Origin of the sequence: Burkholderia sp. IT-111MI5, from assembly GCF_949752865.1 — a bacterium.
In the GTDB taxonomy this organism is placed as follows: Bacteria; Pseudomonadota; Gammaproteobacteria; order Burkholderiales; family Burkholderiaceae; genus Burkholderia; species Burkholderia pyrrocinia_C.
In genome coordinates this window covers 106,597-122,221 of sequence record NZ_CATKIF010000007.1, presented here as the reverse complement: position 1 = coordinate 122,221, position 15,625 = coordinate 106,597, and the positions used below count along the sequence as shown (strand labels likewise).

Below are 15,625 nucleotides of genomic sequence, written 5' to 3'. Positions count from 1 at the left end.
CAGGACGCTCCCGACCGTCATGCCGCTCCTTCGCGCCGCCCCGACGCGCCGCGCTCAGCACCGTTTCATCACGCTGCTCGCCGGCCTTGCCTGCCTCGCGTCCGCTACGGCGTTCGCCGCAACGTTGCCGGTCGATGAACTGGTCGTGCCGCCCGGCTTCCACGTGCAAGTGCTGACCGACGCAGTACCGACCGCACGCGAAATGGCGTGGTCGCCGCGCGGCATCCTGTATGTCGGCACGCGGGAAGGCCGCGTGCATGCGTTCGAGATGCACGAGGGCCGGATCAGCGCGCGCCACGTGATCGCGTCCGGACTCGACATGCCCGTCGGCGTAGCCTACCGCGACGGTGCGCTCTATATATCAGCCGTGTCGCGCATCCTGCGCCTCGATCGCATCGACGACCGGCTCGCCAAGCCACCGCCCCCTGTCGTCGTGACCGACGCGCTGCCGACCGACCACCATCACGGCTGGAAATTCATCGCGTTCGGCCCCGACGGCAAGCTTTACGTGCCGACCGGCGCACCGTGCAACGTCTGCCTCGCCGATCGCAGCCGCTACGCGATCATCGCACGCATGAAGGCCGACGGCAGCGGAAGCGAGGTCGTCGCCCGCGGCGTGCGCAATACGGCCGGCTTCGCATGGCACCCCGATTCGGGCGAGCTCTGGTTTACCGACAACGGGCGCGACATGATGGGCGACGACGTGCCCGATGACAAGCTGAACCGCGCGCCGCGCGCCGGCCTCGACTTCGGTTTTCCGTACTGCCATGGCGGCGATACGCCCGACCCCGAATTCGGCAGCGCCGACGTATGCCGCCGTTATGTGCCGCCCGTATTGAAACTCGGCGCACACGTCGCGGCGCTCGGCATGCGCTTCTATACCGGGCCGATGTTTCCCGCGTCGTATCGCAATAACGTGTTCATTGCCGAACACGGTTCGTGGAACCGCAGCACGAAGGTCGGCTACCGCGTAATGCGCGTCGTCGTATCGGCAGACGGCAGCCAGGCGCGCCAGACCCCGTTCGTCACGGGCTGGCTGCGGCCCGACGGCACAGTGTGGGGACGCCCGGCCGACGTGCTGCCACTGCCGGACGGTTCGCTGCTCGTCAGCGACGACTACGCAGGTGCAATCTATCGCGTGACCTATGCGGCACCTTGACGCAGGCCGGGGGTGACCGGGCCCGACCGGGCATCGTAGAATGCGTGCCGGGCCGCGCGCCCGCGCCGGCCCGCCGGCCGCCCATGCCAACGACAATACGCCGCCATCCATGTCCAGCAGCACCGCACCGTCCCGCCGCTTCCGTTCCAAGACGCTCACCGCCGCCCTCGCATTCCTGTTCGGATCGCTCGGCGCGCACCGCTTCTATCTGTACGGCTTTCGCGACGTGTACGGCTGGGCACACCTGCTCGCGACGATCGTCGGCATCCCTGGCTTCCTGCTGCTCGCGGCGACCCAGCGCAGCGCCGGCCTCGGCTGGTGGCTCGCGGTACCCGGCGCAATCTCGCTGCTGGCGGCGTTCCTCGCCGCACTCGTCTACGGGCTGCGCCCCGACGAAAAGTGGGACGCGCAATTCAATGCGGAGACGGGCAAGCACAGCCGGTCGGGCTGGACCGTGATCTTTGTCGTGATCTTCTCGCTGCTGATCGGTGCGTTCCTGCTGATGACCGCGCTCGCGCTGTCGTTCCAGACGTATTTCGAATCGCAGGTCGAAGCAGCGAAGCAGATTTCGCAGTAAGCGCAACGAGCGCGACGCACCGGCGCCGACGAGCACCGGTATTGCGCGCCAGTCAGAACAGGTTCAACTGCATGTCGTCGCGCAACTTCGCGCCGGCGGTGCGCACTGCTACGCGCGGCGCCGGCACTGCGGCGGCCGGCGCGCCGCGAAACTGCGACAGATCGAGGATGCCGTTCGTGCGCTCGTTCAGCCCGAGCCGCTTGACGGCCTGGCGGAAACGCTGCCGCAACAGGTCGGCCCAGATCCCCTCGCCCTTCATCCGTTTCGAGAAATCCGAGTCGTAGTCTTTCCCGCCGCGCATGTCGCGCACGCGGTTCATCACGCGTTCCGCGCGATCGGGAAAATGCGCGGCGAGCCAGTTCTTGAACAGCGGCGCGACCTCCCACGGCAACCGCAGGATGATGTAGCTCGCGTGCGTCGCGCCCGCTTCCGCGCACGCTTCGAGCACGCGCTCCATATCGGGCTCGGTGACGAACGGAATCACCGGTGCAATGCTCACGCCGACCGGCACGCCCGCATCGCGCAGCGCGCGGATCGTGCGCAACCGGCGCGCCGGCGTCGCCGCCCGCGGCTCGAGCGTGCGCGAGAGATCGGCATCGAGCGTCGTGATCGTGACTGCCGCCATCACCTGCCTGCGCTCCGCCATCGGTGCAAGCAGGTCGAGATCGCGCTCGATCAGCGACGATTTCGTGATCGCGGCGAACGGCAACCCGCGATCGTGCATCACCTGGATCACGCTGCGCGTGATGCGCAGGTCGCGCTCGACCGGCTGGTAGGCGTCGGTGTTGACGCCGAGCGCGATCGGCTCAGGCACGTAGCGCTTGCGCGAAATCTCGCGCTCGAGCAGTTCGGCCGCATTGACCTTCGCGTAGATGCGGCTTTCGAAATCGAGCCCCGGCGACAGGCCGAGATAGCTGTGCGTCGGCCGCGCGAAGCAGTAGATGCAGCCGTGCTCGCAACCGCGATACGGATTGAGCGATACGCTGAACGGAATATCTGGCGACTGGTTATGCGTCAGGATGCTCTTCGCACGCTCCTCGAACACCTGCGTGCGCAGCGGCGCGGGGAAGTCGGCGTCGTCCGACTCGTGCGTCCAGCCGTCGTCGACCGCTTCGCGCTGCGCGAGCTCGTACCGCCCCTGCAAGTTGTCGACCGCACCGCGCCCCTTGCGGGGCACGGGCGGCGCTACCGGAAATTCGTTGTCGGACCGATCATCCATGTGCCCACCCATTCGCCTGCGCCCAATACTGTACATTTATACAGTGTTGGGCGCAGCATGCCAAGGGCGGGATAAGGGGCCCGTTAACGGGCCGCCGGCGCGTCGTCACTCGCCGACCGCGATCGTCAGCGTTTCCTTGATTTCCTCCATCACGACATAGCTCTTCGACTGCACGGCGCCGGGCAACTGCAGCAGGATGTCGCCGAGCAGCTTACGGTAGTCGGCCATCTCGCCGATCCGCGCCTTGATCAGATAGTCGAAATCGCCGGATACGAGGTGGCATTCGAGCACCTCGTCGATCTTCATCACTTCCCGACGGAATTGCTCGAACATGTTGCCGCCCTTGTGGCCGAGCGTGATCTCGACGAACACCAGCAGCGCGGCACCCAGCTGGCCCGGGTCGACCCGCGCGTGATAGCCGGTGATCACGCCGTCCCGCTCCATGCGCCGCACGCGCTCGATGCACGGCGTGACGGTCAATCCGACCTGTTCCGCGAGGTCCTTCATCGCCATCCGGCCGTCGTCCTGGAGCAGTTTGAGGATGCGCCGGTCGAGCTTGTCGAGCGAGCGTACGGGCTGACGTTGCGTTCTCATTTGTTTATGCTGAAAACCTGAAAAATACGATAACAAAACCTGCACATTCGACAATACCATAGCTCAAAAAACTAGATCAGCTAGAGGTTACACGGAGCCGCGGGTGCGTCCGGCCTCGATCTGGTCCCTTCGATCTGGAGCAGCTATGCGAGTCGTCATTCTGGGCAGCGGTGTGGTGGGCGTGGCAAGCGCGTATTACCTCGCGCGCGCCGGTCATGAAGTCACGGTGATCGACCGGGAAGCCGGCCCGGCGCTCGAGACGAGCTTCGCGAACGCAGGCCAGATCTCCCCCGGCTATGCGGCGCCGTGGGCCGCGCCCGGCGTGCCGCTGAAGGCCGTCAAGTGGATGTTCGAAAAGCATGCGCCGCTCGCGATCCGTCTCGACGGCACGCGCTTCCAGCTCCAGTGGATGTGGCAGATGCTGCGCAACTGCACGACCGAGCGCTATGCAGTCAACAAGGGCCGCATGGTCCGCCTCGCCGAATACAGCCGCGACTGCCTGCAGGCGCTACGCGCCGACACCGGCATCCAGTACGAAGGGCGCACGGGCGGCACGCTGCAGCTGTTCCGCACGCAGCAGCAACTCGACGGCGCGGCGAAGGACATCGCCGTGCTGCAGGAAGCGAACGTGCCGTTCGAACTGCTGTCGCCGGACGACCTGAAGAATGCCGAACCGGCACTCGCCGCGGTATCGCACAAGCTGACGGGCGGCCTGCGCCTGCCGGGCGACGAAACGGGCGATTGCCAGCTGTTCACGACGCGCCTCGCGGCGCTCGCCGAATCGCTCGGCGTCAAGTTCCGCTACAACACGCCGATCGACGCGCTCGCGATTGCCGGCGGCAAGATCGCCGGCGTGCAATGCGGCAGCGAGATGGTGCGCGCGGACGCGTACGTCGTCGCGCTCGGTTCGTACTCGACCAGCTTCATCTCGAACCTGATGAAGATCCCGGTCTATCCGCTGAAGGGCTATTCGATCACCGCGCCGATCGTCAACGAAGCGGCCGCGCCCGTGTCGACCGTGCTCGACGAGACCTACAAGATCGCGATCACGCGTTTCGACCAGCGCATCCGCGTCGGCGGCATGGCGGAAATCGTCGGCTTCGACAAGAACCTGCGCGCCGCGCGCCGCGAAACGCTCGAGATGTGCGTGAACGACCTGTTCCCGGGCGGCGGCGACACGTCGAAGGCGACGTTCTGGACGGGCCTGCGCCCGATGACGCCGGACGGCACGCCGATCGTCGGCCGCACGCCGGTGTCGAACCTGTTCCTGAACACCGGCCACGGCACGCTCGGCTGGACGATGTCGTGCGGTTCGGGCCAACTGCTCGCAGACCTGATCTCGGGCAAGAAGCCGGCGATCCAGGCCGACGATCTGTCGGTGCACCGCTACCTGAAGGAAGTGACCGGCCAGACGCGCCCGGCATACGCATAAGCCGCAGCGGCCCGCAGCAATGCGGGTCGACCGGCATCAAAAAAAGGGGCGCTCGTAGCGCCCCTTTTTCCGTGTGCTTACCGCTGAAGCGGCACGCCGCGTCAGCCGAGCTCGGCCACGAGTTCCGGCACGAGCGTGAACAGATCGCCGACGAGGCCGTAGTCGGCCACGCTGAAGATCGGCGCCTCCGGATCCTTGTTGATCGCGACGATCACCTTCGAATCCTTCATGCCGGCCAGATGCTGGATCGCACCCGAGATGCCGACCGCGATGTACAGCTGCGGTGCAACGATCTTGCCGGTCTGGCCGACCTGGTAGTCGTTCGGTACGTAGCCCGCGTCGACTGCCGCGCGCGATGCGCCGAGTGCGGCCGACAGCTTGTCCGCCAGCGGCTCGAGCACCTTCGTGTAGTTCTCGCCGCTGCCCAGACCGCGGCCGCCCGACACGATGATGCTTGCCGACGTCAGTTCCGGACGGTCCAGCTTCGTCACTTCACGGCTCACGAACTGCGACTTGCCTGCGTCGGCTGCCGCTTCGATCTTCTCGACCGAAGCGCTGCCGCCTTCGGCCGCCACCGGATCGAAACCCGTCGCACGCACCGTGATGACCTTGATCGGGTCGCTCGACTGCACCGTCGCGATTGCGTTGCCTGCGTAGATCGGGCGCTCGAACGTATCGGCCGAATCGACCGCCGTGATATCCGAAATCTGCGCGACGTCCAGCTTCGCGGCGATGCGCGGCGCGATGTTCTTGCCGTACGCCGTGGCCGGCGCGAGGATGTGCGAGTAGTCCTTCGCGATGTTCAGCGCGGTCGCTTCGACGTTTTCCGCGAGGCCCGCTTCGAGCTGCGGCGCGTCGGCCAGCAGCACCTTCGAAACACCCGCGATCTTCGCTGCCGCGTCTGCAGCCGCTTGCGCGTTGTGGCCCGCGACCAGCACGTGAATGTCACCGCCGATCTTCGCCGCCGCTGTCACCGTGTTCAGCGTCGCGGCCTTGATCGACGCGTTGTCGTGTTCTGCAATCACCAGAATCGTCATTTCTTTCCGCTCCCTCTTACAGCACCTTGGCTTCGGTCTTCAGCTTCTCGACCAGCGTCTTCACGTCCGGCACCTTCACGCCGGCCGCACGCTTCGGCGGCTCGACCACCTTCAGCGTCTTCAGACGCGGCGCGACATCCACGCCCAGGTCTTCCGGCTTCACGATTTCCAGCGGCTTCTTCTTCGCCTTCATGATGTTCGGCAGCGTCACGTAGCGCGGCTCGTTCAGGCGCAGGTCGGTCGTCACGACCGCCGGCAGCGTCAGCGACAGCGTTTCCGCGCCGCCGTCGACTTCGCGCGCGACTGTTGCCTTGCCGTCGGCAACCGTCACCTTCGACGCGAACGTCGCTTGCGGCAGGCCGGCCAGCGCAGCCAGCATCTGGCCCGTCTGGTTCGAATCGTCGTCGATTGCCTGCTTGCCGAGGATCACCAGCTGCGGCTGCTCCTTGTCGACCAGCGCCTTCAGGATCTTCGCGACGGCCAGCGGCTCGACGCTGTCGTTCGACTCGACCAGGATCGCGCGATCCGCACCGATCGCCAGCGCCGTGCGCAGCGTTTCCTGCGCCTGCGTGACGCCCACCGACACCGCGATCACTTCGGTCGCGACGCCCGCTTCCTTCAGGCGCACCGCTTCTTCAACGGCGATTTCGTCGAACGGGTTCATCGACATCTTCACGTTCGCGATGTCGACACCCGTGTTGTCCGACTTCACGCGGACCTTCACGTTGTAATCGACCACTCTTTTCACTGGCACCAGGATTTTCATGCACACGCTCCAAAGTTACGAATACGACCAGAGGCCATTCTATAGCGAGGCCTCATGACTGCGCGGCCAAGCGGACCCATCCATCGTGGCTGTCGAGGATACCGCTTCTTGGCGACGCGCCAATGATAGCGAACGGTCGTTCTATTTTAAAAGAGAAAAAACCCGGACGCAAAGCCCGGGTTTTCGATCATCGACTCTAATCCCGCCGGGCGTCCCGTGCTCTGCCCGTTACCAGGCGGCGATGACCGCGCCGCCGAACTTGCCTTCGATGAACTGCTTCACGTCGGCCGAATGATAGGCCGCGATCAGTTTCGCGACCCACGGCTTGTTCCGGTCCGCGTCGCGAATCGCGAGGATGTTCGCGTACGGGCCGTTCGGACCCTCGATCGCGATCGCGTCCTGTTTCGGTTTCAACCCTGCTTCCATCGCGTAGTTGGTATTGATCGCGGCCGCGTCGACGTCGCCGAGCGAGCGCGGAATCTGCGCCGCATCGAGTTCGACGATCTTCAGCTTGCGCGGATTGTCGACGATATCGAGCGGCGTCGCCTTCAGCCCCGCATCCGCGCGCAATTTCAGGAGGCCCTGCTTTTGCAGCAGCAGCAGCGCACGGCCGCCGTTGGTCGGGTCGTTCGGGACCGCGATGCGCGCGCCGGGCTTCAGTTCGGCCAGCGACTTCACGCGCTTCGAATAGATGCCCATCGGGAACGTGACGGTCTCCGCGACCTTGATCAGCTTGTAGCCGCGATCCTTCACCTGCGCCTGCAGATACGGATCGTGCTGGTAGCTGTTCGCGTCGAGGTCGCCCGACGCGAGCGCCGCGTTCGGCTGCACGTAATCGGAGAATTCGACGATGCGGATCTCGAGGCCGCTCTTCACCGCGACCTTCTTCACCGCTTCCATGATCTGCGCGTGCGGCCCGCCCGTCACGCCCACCTTGATGGTTTCGGCCTGTGCGTGCGCACCCGCGAACAGCGCGGCTGCGCCGAGTGCCGCCGCGAACTTCAGCATGAAGCGTCGTTGCATCGTCTCTTCCCCCTAACTAACGGATCAATTTCGTCTTATTTGTGGCTCAGCCGGCGGACGAGCCAGTCGCCGAACGACTGCACGATCTGCACGAACACGATCAGGATCGCGACGACCGTCCACATCACTTCCGGCAGATAGCGCTGGTAGCCGTAGCGAATCCCGAGATCGCCGAGCCCGCCGCCGCCGATCGCACCGGCCATCGCCGAATAGCCGACCAACGACACGAACGTGATCGTCAGGCCCGCCACCACGCCCGGCAGCGATTCGGGCAGCAACACCTTGAATACGATCTGCGACGTGGTCGCGCCCATCGATTGCGCGGCTTCGATCAGCCCGCGGTCGACTTCGCGCAGCGCCGTCTCGACGAGACGCGCGATGAACGGCGCGGCCGCCAGCGTCAGCGGCACGACCGCCGCGGCCGTGCCGATCGACGACCCCGTGACGAGCCGCGTAAACGGAATCACCGCGACCAGCAGGATGATGAACGGCGTCGAGCGGACGGCGTTCACGATGCCGCCGAGCACGCGATTCACCGCGAGGTTCTGCAGCACGCCCTGGCGATCGGTCAGGTAGAGCAGCACGCCGAGCGGCAGACCGACGAGCGCGCCGACCGCCCCGGAGATGCCGACCATGATCAGCGTCTCCCAGAACGACTGCACGAACATATCGAACATCTCACTCAACATACGAAAGCTCCTCTACCACCACACCTTGCTCGCGCAGGAACGCGAGCGCCTGCCCGACCTTGCCCGGCTCGCCGCCCGCGAGCACCGCGAGCGAACCGAATGCCTGCCCCTGGATCTCGTCGATCTGGCCGTGCAGGATGTTGAAATCGAGTTCGTATCGGCGGATCGTCTCCGACAGGATCGGCTGGTCGACACCCGAGCCCGTGAACGCGAGCCGCAGCAGATGCCCGCTACCTGTCTTCAGCCGCTCGGCCACGCGCACCTTCAGCGCGGGCGGCAGTTCCTGCGCGATCACGTCGCCGATCAGCGCGCGCGTCACTTCGTGATGCGGCTGCAGGAACACGTCGATCACGCGGCCTTCCTCGACCACACGCCCCGCATCGAGCACCGCGACGCGATCGCACACCTGCTTGATCACTTCCATCTGGTGCGTGATCAGCACGATCGTCAGGCCGAGTTCGCGGTTGATGCGCTTCAGCAGGTCGAGGATCGAACGTGTGGTCTCGGGATCGAGCGCGGACGTCGCTTCGTCCGACAACAGCACCTTCGGCTGGCTCGCGAGCGCGCGTGCGATGCCGACGCGCTGCTTCTGTCCGCCGCTGATCTGCGCCGGGTAACGATCCTTCTGCGCGGACAGCCCGACGAGGTCGAGCAGCGGCAGCACGGCGGCCTCGATGTCGACACGGCTTGCGCCGGCCAGCTCCAGCGGCAGTGCGACGTTGTCGAACACCGTGCGCGACGACAGCAGGTTGAAGTGCTGGAAGATCATGCCGATCTCGCGGCGCGCCTCGCGCAGCGCGCCGGCCGGCAGCAGCGTGAGATCGCGCCCGCCGACGACGACATTGCCTTCGGTCGGCCGCGTGAGCAGGTTGATGGTGCGCACGAGCGTGCTCTTGCCGGCGCCGCTTCGGCCGATGATGCCGAACACTTCGCCCTGCGGAATCGTCAGGTTGACGTTGTGCAGCGCCTCGACCCAGCCGCTCGGCCCGGGGAAACGCTGCGAAAGATTGCGTAATTCGATCATGTAAACAAAACGGTGGCCGGCCGGCGAGCAGGCCCGCCAGTCGGCCACCGATGCATCTGGAATAGTCGGCGATTTTACCGCAAACCCCTCATTCCCCTTAATAATCGATTTCGATCTTTTCATAACCTCACGAAATTAGAGGAGCGCCGCTGGCCCGTCGCGACAATGCCGCGACTATGATCCGGAACACCGACCAACGAACAGGGACACGCCAGATGACCGCCACCACCACGCCGGCCGCCGCGCCCGCCACTGCCGGATCGGCGCCTTCGTCGCCGCCCGCGCCGAAAATGGGCCGGCTGCGCGCTGCGGACGGGCTCGAACTGGCATCGTACCGCTGGCCGGCCGGCAGCGGCACCGCGCCGCCGCGCGCGACGATCGCGCTCGTGCATGGCCTCGCCGAACACGCGGGCCGTTATGCCGCGCTCGCCGGCCGGCTGAACGCGGCCGGCATCGACGTGCTCGCGATCGATCTGCGCGGGCACGGCCAGTCGCCCGGCAAGCGAGCCTGGGTCGAGCGTTTCGACGATTACCTGAACGATGCGGATGCGCTGGTCGCCGAAGCCGCGCGCGGCAATACGCCGCTGTTCCTGATGGGACACAGCATGGGCGGCGCGGTCGCCGCGCTGTACGCGATAGAACGCGCGCCGGCCAGCGGCCATGCGCTCACGGGCCTCGTGCTGTCGAGCCCGGCGCTCGCACCGGGGCGCGACGTGCCGCGCTGGATGCTCGCGGTAAGCCGCGTCATCAGCCGCGCGTGGCCGACCTTTCCCGCGATCCGGATCGACGCGGCGCTGCTGTCGCGCGATCCGGCCATCGTCGCGGCCAATCGCGCCGATCCGCTCGTGCATCACGGCGCGGTGCCCGCGCGCACCGGCGCGGAGATTCTCGACGCGATGGCGCGCATCGAACGCGGCCGCGGCGCGCTGCGCATCCCGGTGCTCGTCTATCACGGCACCGAGGACAAGCTGACCGAACCCGACGGCAGCCGTGCGTTCGGCGCGCGCGTCGGCTCGCCCGATCGCACGCTGACGCTATACGAAGGTGGTTTCCACGAAACGATGAACGATCTCGAACGCGACCGCGTGATCGACGCGCTGATCGCGTGGATTCACGCGCGCGTGCCGGCGCGCTGATCAAGCGCACATGCTGGCGGCGGACGGACGGTCAGATACCGGCCAGCACGCGCAGGTGCGCGACGACGCTGCGCCCGAGTGCGGACAGGTTGTAGCCGCCTTCGAGACAGCTCACGATGCGGCCCTGCGCATGACGACGCGCGACGTCGACGATCTGCGCGGTCAGCCATTCGAAGTCGGTCTCGACGAGGCCGAGGTTGCCGATGTCGTCCTCGCGATGCGCATCGAAGCCCGCCGACACGAACAGCATCTGCGGCTTGAACGCGTCGAGACGCGGCAGCCAGAACATGTCGACGGCTTCGCGGATCGCCATCCCGTTGCTGCGCGCGGGCATCGGCAGGTTGACCATGTTCGGCGCCTGGTGATCGACGCCCGAGAACGGGTACAGCGGATGCTGGAAGAAACTGCACATCAGCACGCGCTCGTCGTTGGCGAATGCAGCCTCGGTGCCGTTGCCGTGGTGCACGTCGAAATCGATGATCGCGACACGCTCGAGACCGTGCACGTCGAGCGCATGCCGCGCGGCGATCGCGACGTTGTTGAAGAAGCAGAAACCCATCGCGCGCGCGGGCTCCGCATGGTGGCCGGGCGGCCGGACGCCGCAGAACGCATTCGCGTAGCGGCCTTCGATCACCGCGTCGGTCGCCGCGATCGCGGCACCGGCTGCGCGCAGCGCCGCGCGCCACGTGTCGCGGTTCATCAGCGTATCGGGATCGATCTCGACGTAGCCGTCGACCGGCGTCATGCTCCGGATGTAGTCGATGTGCGCCTGCGTATGCACACGGCCCAACGCCACCTCGCTCGCGAACGGCGCGGTTTCGTGCACGATCAGGTCGTCGATGCGGCTCGCGATCAGTTGATCCTGGATCGCCGACAATCGGGCCGGGCATTCCGGATGCCATTCCCCCATCTCGTGCAACATGCAGTCGGGGTGCGTATAGAAAGCGGTTGCCATAAGCTGTCATCCGCAGCGCGCGGTGCGCCGCAGGTCTCCATCAATGATGTCCATCGTCTGCCGCGAATTCGCCGCTAACTTACCACAACGGGGCCCGGTTTCGCCCCGGCGCGCCGGATGCGTCGGGTATACTGCGCCGAACCCAATCGCCCCCGTCCGCCCGCTTCGACATGAATTCCAGCAAGCCTGCCGCCCTTCTCTCCGCGCTGCGCCGTGTTCGCGCTCCGCTCGTCGTTGCCGCCGTCGCCGCAGCCCTCGGCGCCGCGCCTGCCGGCGCGCAGACGCAGCCTGCGAAGCCTGCCGGTACGCGCGTCGCACAGGCCCAGCCCCAGCAGCCGGCGCCGCAAGGCCAGACCTTCGAAGAGGAAATCGTTCCGCAGCGTTACGCGAGCAACGCGAAGGTCGACGCGTTCATCGACGAGATGGTGAGCCGCAACGGCTTCGACTCCGCGAGCCTGCATGCGCTGTTCTCGCGCATCAGCTATTCGGCGACGGCAGTCAAGCTCGTGAAGCCCGCCGCGTCGCCGACGGTCAAGAACTGGCGCGTCTATCGCTCGCGCTTCATCGAGCCGATCCGCATCAACGCGGGCGTGAAGTTCTGGAAGGCCAACCAGGCAACGCTGCAGCGCGCATCCCGGGAGTTCGGCGTGCCGCCCGAGGTGATCGTCGGCATCATCGGCGTCGAGACGATCTATGGCCGCTACATGGGCAATTTCCGCGTGCTCGACGCGCTGACGACGCTCACGTTCGACTATCCGGACACGCCGAATCGCGACAGCCGCCAGGCAACGTTCCGCAAGAACCTCGAGGATTTCCTGGTCTGGACCCGTGACAACCAGCTCGACCCGACCACCGTGCTCGGCTCGTATACGGGTGCGATCGGGATTCCGCAGTTTCTGCCGAGCAGCATCCGCGAATATGCAGTCGACTTCGACGGCACGGGCCATGTCGATCTGCGCAGCAGTCCTGTCGACGCGATCGGCAGCGTCGCTAACTACCTGAAGCAGCACGGCTGGGAAACCGACCGCCCGGTGGTCTGGCAGATCACGCCCGATACGGGCAGCCTGGGGATCGCACAGGCCGCCGCCGACGGCCAGCCCGAACCGCACTGGGCGCTGTCGCAACTGATGCGCGCGGGCATGACGCTGAACGAACCGGCGGTCAACATCACCACCGAAGCCGCCACGCCGGTGACCGTGGTCGATCTGCCGTCGCCGGGGCGCGCGACCGAATACATGCTCGGGCTGAAGAATTTCTACGTGCTGACGCGCTACAACCGCAGCTTCTTCTACGCACTCACCGTGTATCAGCTCGGCGAGGCCGTGAAGGCGCAGATGGAAGCGAGCGGCGCGCTGACGCCGGGCAACGCGGACGAGCAAGCGCAGTAGGCAACGCACCCGCCCAAACAAAAAAACGCCGCAACTGCGGCGTTTTTTTATCGCGTGCGGGACGGGCTCAGGCCGGGAACACGCCCGTGGACAAATAGCGGTCGCCGCGATCGCAAACGATGAACACGATCGTCGCGTTCTCGACCTGACGCGCGATGCGCATCGCGACTTCGCACGCGCCGCCCGACGAAATGCCCGCGAAGATGCCTTCGACAGCCGCCAGCCGGCGCGCCATCGTTTCGGAGGCGGCCTGGCTCACGTTCTCGACGCGGTCGACGCGGCTGCGATCGAAGATCGTCGGCAGATAGGCTTCCGGCCATTTGCGGATGCCGGGAATGCGCGAACCTTCTTCCGGCTGCGCACCGACGATCTCGATCGCGGGATTCCGTTCCTTCAGATACTGCGACACGCCCATGATCGTGCCGGTCGTGCCCATCGCCGACACGAAGTGCGTCACGCGCCCGTCGGTGTCGCGCCAGATCTCCGGGCCGGTCGCTTCGTAGTGCGCGACCGGGTTGTCGGGGTTGGCGAACTGATCGAGGATCACGCCCTTGCCTTCGCGCTGCATCTGGTCCGCCAGGTCACGCGCCAGCTCCATCCCGCCCTTCACCGGCGTCAGGATGATCTCGGCGCCATAGGCCGCCATGCTCTGGCGGCGCTCGACCGACAGGTCCTCCGGCATGATCAGCACCATCTTGTAGCCGCGGATCGCCGCTGCCATCGCGAGCGCGATGCCCGTGTTGCCGCTCGTCGCCTCGATCAGCGTATCGCCCGGCTTGATGCGCCCGCGCGCCTCGGCCTTGCTGATCATCGACAGCGCCGGGCGATCCTTCACGGAACCGGCCGGATTGTTGCCTTCGAGCTTCGCGAGCACCACGTTGTTGCGCGCGCGAATCTCGTCGTCCGGCAAGCGGACCAGTTGCACGAGCGGCGTATTGCCGATCGTGTCTTCGATAGTTTTGTAAGCCATGGGTATGCCGTGAGTACGAGGCCGATCAATCGGTCGATTGTAAACCAGCGCCGCCGCTCGCGCCGGCAACCCCTTTGCGACGATGGAATACGCATGCCGCGCGATTCGCGATCGCCGCGCACGCAGTGCGCACGCAAAAAACCCGCGGCATGCCGCGGGAAGCCGTCGCAATGACGGCGACTGAAGGAGCTCTTTGTCGGTCGCGCGCGACGCGTTACTTCTGCGCGGTGCGGGCAGGTGCCGCGGCGGGCTTTGCTGCTGCCGCCTTGCCCGCGACCGGCGCGGCTGCAGTGCCCGAGCCGGTCGCGCCCGCGCCGGCCGCGCCTACCGTCAGCCCTTCCTGCTGAAGTCGCTCGACGGTATGGCCGCCCATGCCTTTCACGCGTGACGCGAGATCTTCCGCACTCCTGAACGGACCGCGCGCGCCGCGTTCGTCCAGAATCGCCTTCGCCCGCGCCGGGCCGATGCCCTTGATGCCGACGAGCGCATCCTCGTTCGCGGTGTTGACGTCGACGGCCGCCCAGGCCGACGCGACTGCGCCGAGCATGACCGCTGCGGCAAACCATTTTCTGATCATGTGCTGGATCTCCGTTGAAAACGGCCGGCGGCTGCCGACCGTGAGACCCAGTCTATCGATGCAACGCTTCCGTTTAAACCTGGCCGGACAGCCAACGAACGTAGCGGTCGACGCCTTCCTGCACGGTCAGGAACGGTGCGTCGTAGCCGGCCGCGCGCAGTTTCGTCTGGTCGGCCTGCGTGAAGCACTGGTACTTGCCGCGCAATGCATCGGGGAACGGCACGTATTCGATCAGCCCCTGCTCGACCTGCTGCGCGAGTGTCAGCGGCGGCAGGTTGTCGAGCGCGCGCAGCGTGTTCACGACCGTCGACGCGATATCGTTGAACGGCTGCGCACGGCCCGTGCCGAGGTTGAAGATGCCCGACTTCTCCGGATGATCGAAGAAGAACAGGTTCACCTTCGCGACGTCCTCGACCGACACGAAATCGCGCGTCTGCTCGCCCGGTGCATAGCCGTTGTACTCGCCGAACAGCTTCACCTTGCCTTCCGCGCGGAACTGGTTGAAGTTGTGGAACGCAACCGACGCCATGCGGCCCTTGTGCGTTTCGCGCGCGCCGTACACGTTGAAATAGCGGAAGCCGGCGATCTGGCTCTTCGCGGTCGGCAGCACGCGACGGATCACCTGGTCGAACAGGAACTTCGAATAGCCGTACACGTTCAGCGGCGCCTCGACGTCGCGCTCCTCGACGAAACGCGTCGAGCCTCCGTAGATCGCGGCCGACGACGCGTACAGGAACTGCGCGCCTTGTGCGAGGCACGCGTCGAGCACCGCGCGGCTGTAGCGGAAGTTGTTGTCCATCATGTAGCGGCCGTCGGTTTCCATCGTGTCCGAACAGGCGCCTTCGTGGAACACCGCGCGCACCTTGCCGAAGTCGCCGCGCGCGAAGCGTTCGACAAATTCCGTCTTGTCGAGATAGTCGTCGATCTCGCAATCGACGAGATTGCGGAACTTGTCCGCGCGCGTCAGGTTGTCGACCGCGATGATGCGCGTCTCGCCGCGCTCGTTGAGCGCCTTGACGATGTTCGCGCCGATAAAACCGGCTGCGCCGGTGACGATGAGGGTCATGATCGTCCTGCCT

The 15,625-nt window shown here is 66.0% G+C and carries 16 protein-coding genes; 5 read left to right on the top strand and 11 right to left on the bottom strand.

Translation table 11 applies throughout. From position 1 onward, the window contains the following. The first annotated feature begins 19 nt into the window (after positions 1-19). Positions 20-1,159: a PQQ-dependent sugar dehydrogenase gene (locus ACM6JT_RS06275; RefSeq protein ID WP_414856121.1), complete on the top strand. Its 1,140-nt coding sequence runs from the start codon at positions 20-22 to the stop codon at positions 1,157-1,159. Positions 1,160-1,268: 109 nt separating this feature from the next. Beyond that, the gene (locus ACM6JT_RS06270; protein WP_034183440.1) at positions 1,269-1,736 is read left to right on the top strand and encodes an NINE protein; all 468 of its coding nucleotides are present in this window, start codon (positions 1,269-1,271) and stop codon (positions 1,734-1,736) included. Between the two features lie 52 nt (positions 1,737-1,788). Here the strand turns inward: ACM6JT_RS06270 and ACM6JT_RS06265 are convergent, their stop codons facing one another. After that, positions 1,789-2,967, bottom strand: a complete 1,179-nt coding sequence (locus ACM6JT_RS06265) for a PA0069 family radical SAM protein (protein ID WP_034183051.1) — start codon at positions 2,965-2,967, stop codon at positions 1,789-1,791. A gap of 93 nt (positions 2,968-3,060) precedes the next feature. Further along, positions 3,061-3,549 carry an Lrp/AsnC ligand binding domain-containing protein gene (locus ACM6JT_RS06260; RefSeq protein WP_012492860.1) on the bottom strand — a complete coding sequence of 163 codons (489 nt, stop codon included), beginning with the start codon at positions 3,547-3,549 and terminating at the stop codon, positions 3,061-3,063. A gap of 145 nt (positions 3,550-3,694) precedes the next feature. Here ACM6JT_RS06260 and ACM6JT_RS06255 point away from each other — a divergent pair, with 145 nt between their 5' ends. Further along, positions 3,695-4,981: a D-amino acid dehydrogenase gene (locus tag ACM6JT_RS06255; protein WP_217588093.1), complete on the top strand. Its 1,287-nt coding sequence runs from the start codon at positions 3,695-3,697 to the stop codon at positions 4,979-4,981. Positions 4,982-5,082: 101 nt separating this feature from the next. Here the strand turns inward: ACM6JT_RS06255 and ACM6JT_RS06250 are convergent, their stop codons facing one another. From ACM6JT_RS06250 to ACM6JT_RS06230, 5 genes are all read right to left on the bottom strand, one after another. Continuing rightward, positions 5,083-6,018: an electron transfer flavoprotein subunit alpha/FixB family protein gene (locus ACM6JT_RS06250; RefSeq protein ID WP_414856120.1), complete on the bottom strand. Its 936-nt coding sequence runs from the start codon at positions 6,016-6,018 to the stop codon at positions 5,083-5,085. Between the two features lie 16 nt (positions 6,019-6,034). Further along, positions 6,035-6,784 (bottom strand): electron transfer flavoprotein subunit beta/FixA family protein, encoded by a 750-nt coding sequence (locus ACM6JT_RS06245; RefSeq protein ID WP_072436048.1) that lies wholly within the window; start codon positions 6,782-6,784, stop codon positions 6,035-6,037. Between the two features lie 228 nt (positions 6,785-7,012). Then, positions 7,013-7,807, bottom strand: a complete 795-nt coding sequence (locus ACM6JT_RS06240; protein WP_414856119.1) for a MetQ/NlpA family ABC transporter substrate-binding protein — start codon at positions 7,805-7,807, stop codon at positions 7,013-7,015. Positions 7,808-7,842: 35 nt separating this feature from the next. Continuing rightward, positions 7,843-8,496: a methionine ABC transporter permease gene (locus tag ACM6JT_RS06235; protein WP_006486982.1), complete on the bottom strand. Its 654-nt coding sequence runs from the start codon at positions 8,494-8,496 to the stop codon at positions 7,843-7,845. After that, a complete protein-coding gene (locus tag ACM6JT_RS06230) occupies positions 8,486-9,520 on the bottom strand; it encodes a methionine ABC transporter ATP-binding protein (protein WP_105391820.1) in 1,035 nt (344 codons plus the stop codon). Before ACM6JT_RS06230 ends, ACM6JT_RS06235 begins: the two co-directional genes overlap by 11 nt. A gap of 215 nt (positions 9,521-9,735) precedes the next feature. Between ACM6JT_RS06230 and ACM6JT_RS06225 the strand changes: the two genes are divergently transcribed. Further along, complete coding sequence (locus ACM6JT_RS06225) at positions 9,736-10,656, top strand: lysophospholipase (RefSeq protein ID WP_414856118.1); 921 nt, start codon at positions 9,736-9,738, stop codon at positions 10,654-10,656. A gap of 31 nt (positions 10,657-10,687) precedes the next feature. Here the strand turns inward: ACM6JT_RS06225 and ACM6JT_RS06220 are convergent, their stop codons facing one another. Then, positions 10,688-11,611: a histone deacetylase family protein gene (locus ACM6JT_RS06220; RefSeq protein WP_034183044.1), complete on the bottom strand. Its 924-nt coding sequence runs from the start codon at positions 11,609-11,611 to the stop codon at positions 10,688-10,690. 170 nt (positions 11,612-11,781) lie between these two features. Here ACM6JT_RS06220 and mltB point away from each other — a divergent pair, with 170 nt between their 5' ends. Further along, the gene (gene mltB, locus ACM6JT_RS06215) at positions 11,782-12,999 is read left to right on the top strand and encodes a lytic murein transglycosylase B (protein WP_175748817.1); all 1,218 of its coding nucleotides are present in this window, start codon (positions 11,782-11,784) and stop codon (positions 12,997-12,999) included. A gap of 67 nt (positions 13,000-13,066) precedes the next feature. On the opposite strand, the gene cysM is transcribed toward mltB, so the two are convergent. From cysM to rfaD, 3 genes are all read right to left on the bottom strand, one after another. Next, positions 13,067-13,969 carry a cysteine synthase CysM gene (gene cysM, locus ACM6JT_RS06210; protein WP_034183042.1) on the bottom strand — a complete coding sequence of 301 codons (903 nt, stop codon included), beginning with the start codon at positions 13,967-13,969 and terminating at the stop codon, positions 13,067-13,069. A 214-nt stretch (positions 13,970-14,183) separates the two neighbouring features. After that, positions 14,184-14,546, bottom strand: a complete 363-nt coding sequence (locus ACM6JT_RS06205; RefSeq protein WP_034183041.1) for a ComEA family DNA-binding protein — start codon at positions 14,544-14,546, stop codon at positions 14,184-14,186. A gap of 73 nt (positions 14,547-14,619) precedes the next feature. After that, positions 14,620-15,612 (bottom strand): ADP-glyceromanno-heptose 6-epimerase, encoded by a 993-nt coding sequence (gene rfaD / locus ACM6JT_RS06200; RefSeq protein ID WP_034183439.1) that lies wholly within the window; start codon positions 15,610-15,612, stop codon positions 14,620-14,622. Positions 15,613-15,625: the final 13 nt, after the last annotated feature.

Bases quoted from the DNA above. Each gene is read 5' to 3' on its own strand.
- ACM6JT_RS06275 (WP_414856121.1), top strand. From the start codon at position 20: ATGCCGCTCCTTCGCGCCGCCCCGACGCGCCGCGCTCAGCACCGTTTC.
- ACM6JT_RS06270 (WP_034183440.1), top strand. From the start codon at position 1,269: ATGTCCAGCAGCACCGCACCGTCCCGCCGCTTCCGTTCCAAGACGCTC.
- ACM6JT_RS06265 (WP_034183051.1), bottom strand. From the start codon at position 2,967: ATGGGTGGGCACATGGATGATCGGTCCGACAACGAATTTCCGGTAGCG.
- ACM6JT_RS06260 (WP_012492860.1), bottom strand. From the start codon at position 3,549: ATGAGAACGCAACGTCAGCCCGTACGCTCGCTCGACAAGCTCGACCGG.
- ACM6JT_RS06255 (WP_217588093.1), top strand. From the start codon at position 3,695: ATGCGAGTCGTCATTCTGGGCAGCGGTGTGGTGGGCGTGGCAAGCGCG.
- ACM6JT_RS06250 (WP_414856120.1), bottom strand. From the start codon at position 6,018: ATGACGATTCTGGTGATTGCAGAACACGACAACGCGTCGATCAAGGCC.
- ACM6JT_RS06245 (WP_072436048.1), bottom strand. From the start codon at position 6,784: ATGAAAATCCTGGTGCCAGTGAAAAGAGTGGTCGATTACAACGTGAAG.
- ACM6JT_RS06240 (WP_414856119.1), bottom strand. From the start codon at position 7,807: ATGCAACGACGCTTCATGCTGAAGTTCGCGGCGGCACTCGGCGCAGCC.
- ACM6JT_RS06235 (WP_006486982.1), bottom strand. From the start codon at position 8,496: ATGTTGAGTGAGATGTTCGATATGTTCGTGCAGTCGTTCTGGGAGACG.
- ACM6JT_RS06230 (WP_105391820.1), bottom strand. From the start codon at position 9,520: ATGATCGAATTACGCAATCTTTCGCAGCGTTTCCCCGGGCCGAGCGGC.
- ACM6JT_RS06225 (WP_414856118.1), top strand. From the start codon at position 9,736: ATGACCGCCACCACCACGCCGGCCGCCGCGCCCGCCACTGCCGGATCG.
- ACM6JT_RS06220 (WP_034183044.1), bottom strand. From the start codon at position 11,611: ATGGCAACCGCTTTCTATACGCACCCCGACTGCATGTTGCACGAGATG.
- mltB (WP_175748817.1), top strand. From the start codon at position 11,782: ATGAATTCCAGCAAGCCTGCCGCCCTTCTCTCCGCGCTGCGCCGTGTT.
- cysM (WP_034183042.1), bottom strand. From the start codon at position 13,969: ATGGCTTACAAAACTATCGAAGACACGATCGGCAATACGCCGCTCGTG.
- ACM6JT_RS06205 (WP_034183041.1), bottom strand. From the start codon at position 14,546: ATGATCAGAAAATGGTTTGCCGCAGCGGTCATGCTCGGCGCAGTCGCG.
- rfaD (WP_034183439.1), bottom strand. From the start codon at position 15,612: ATGACCCTCATCGTCACCGGCGCAGCCGGTTTTATCGGCGCGAACATC.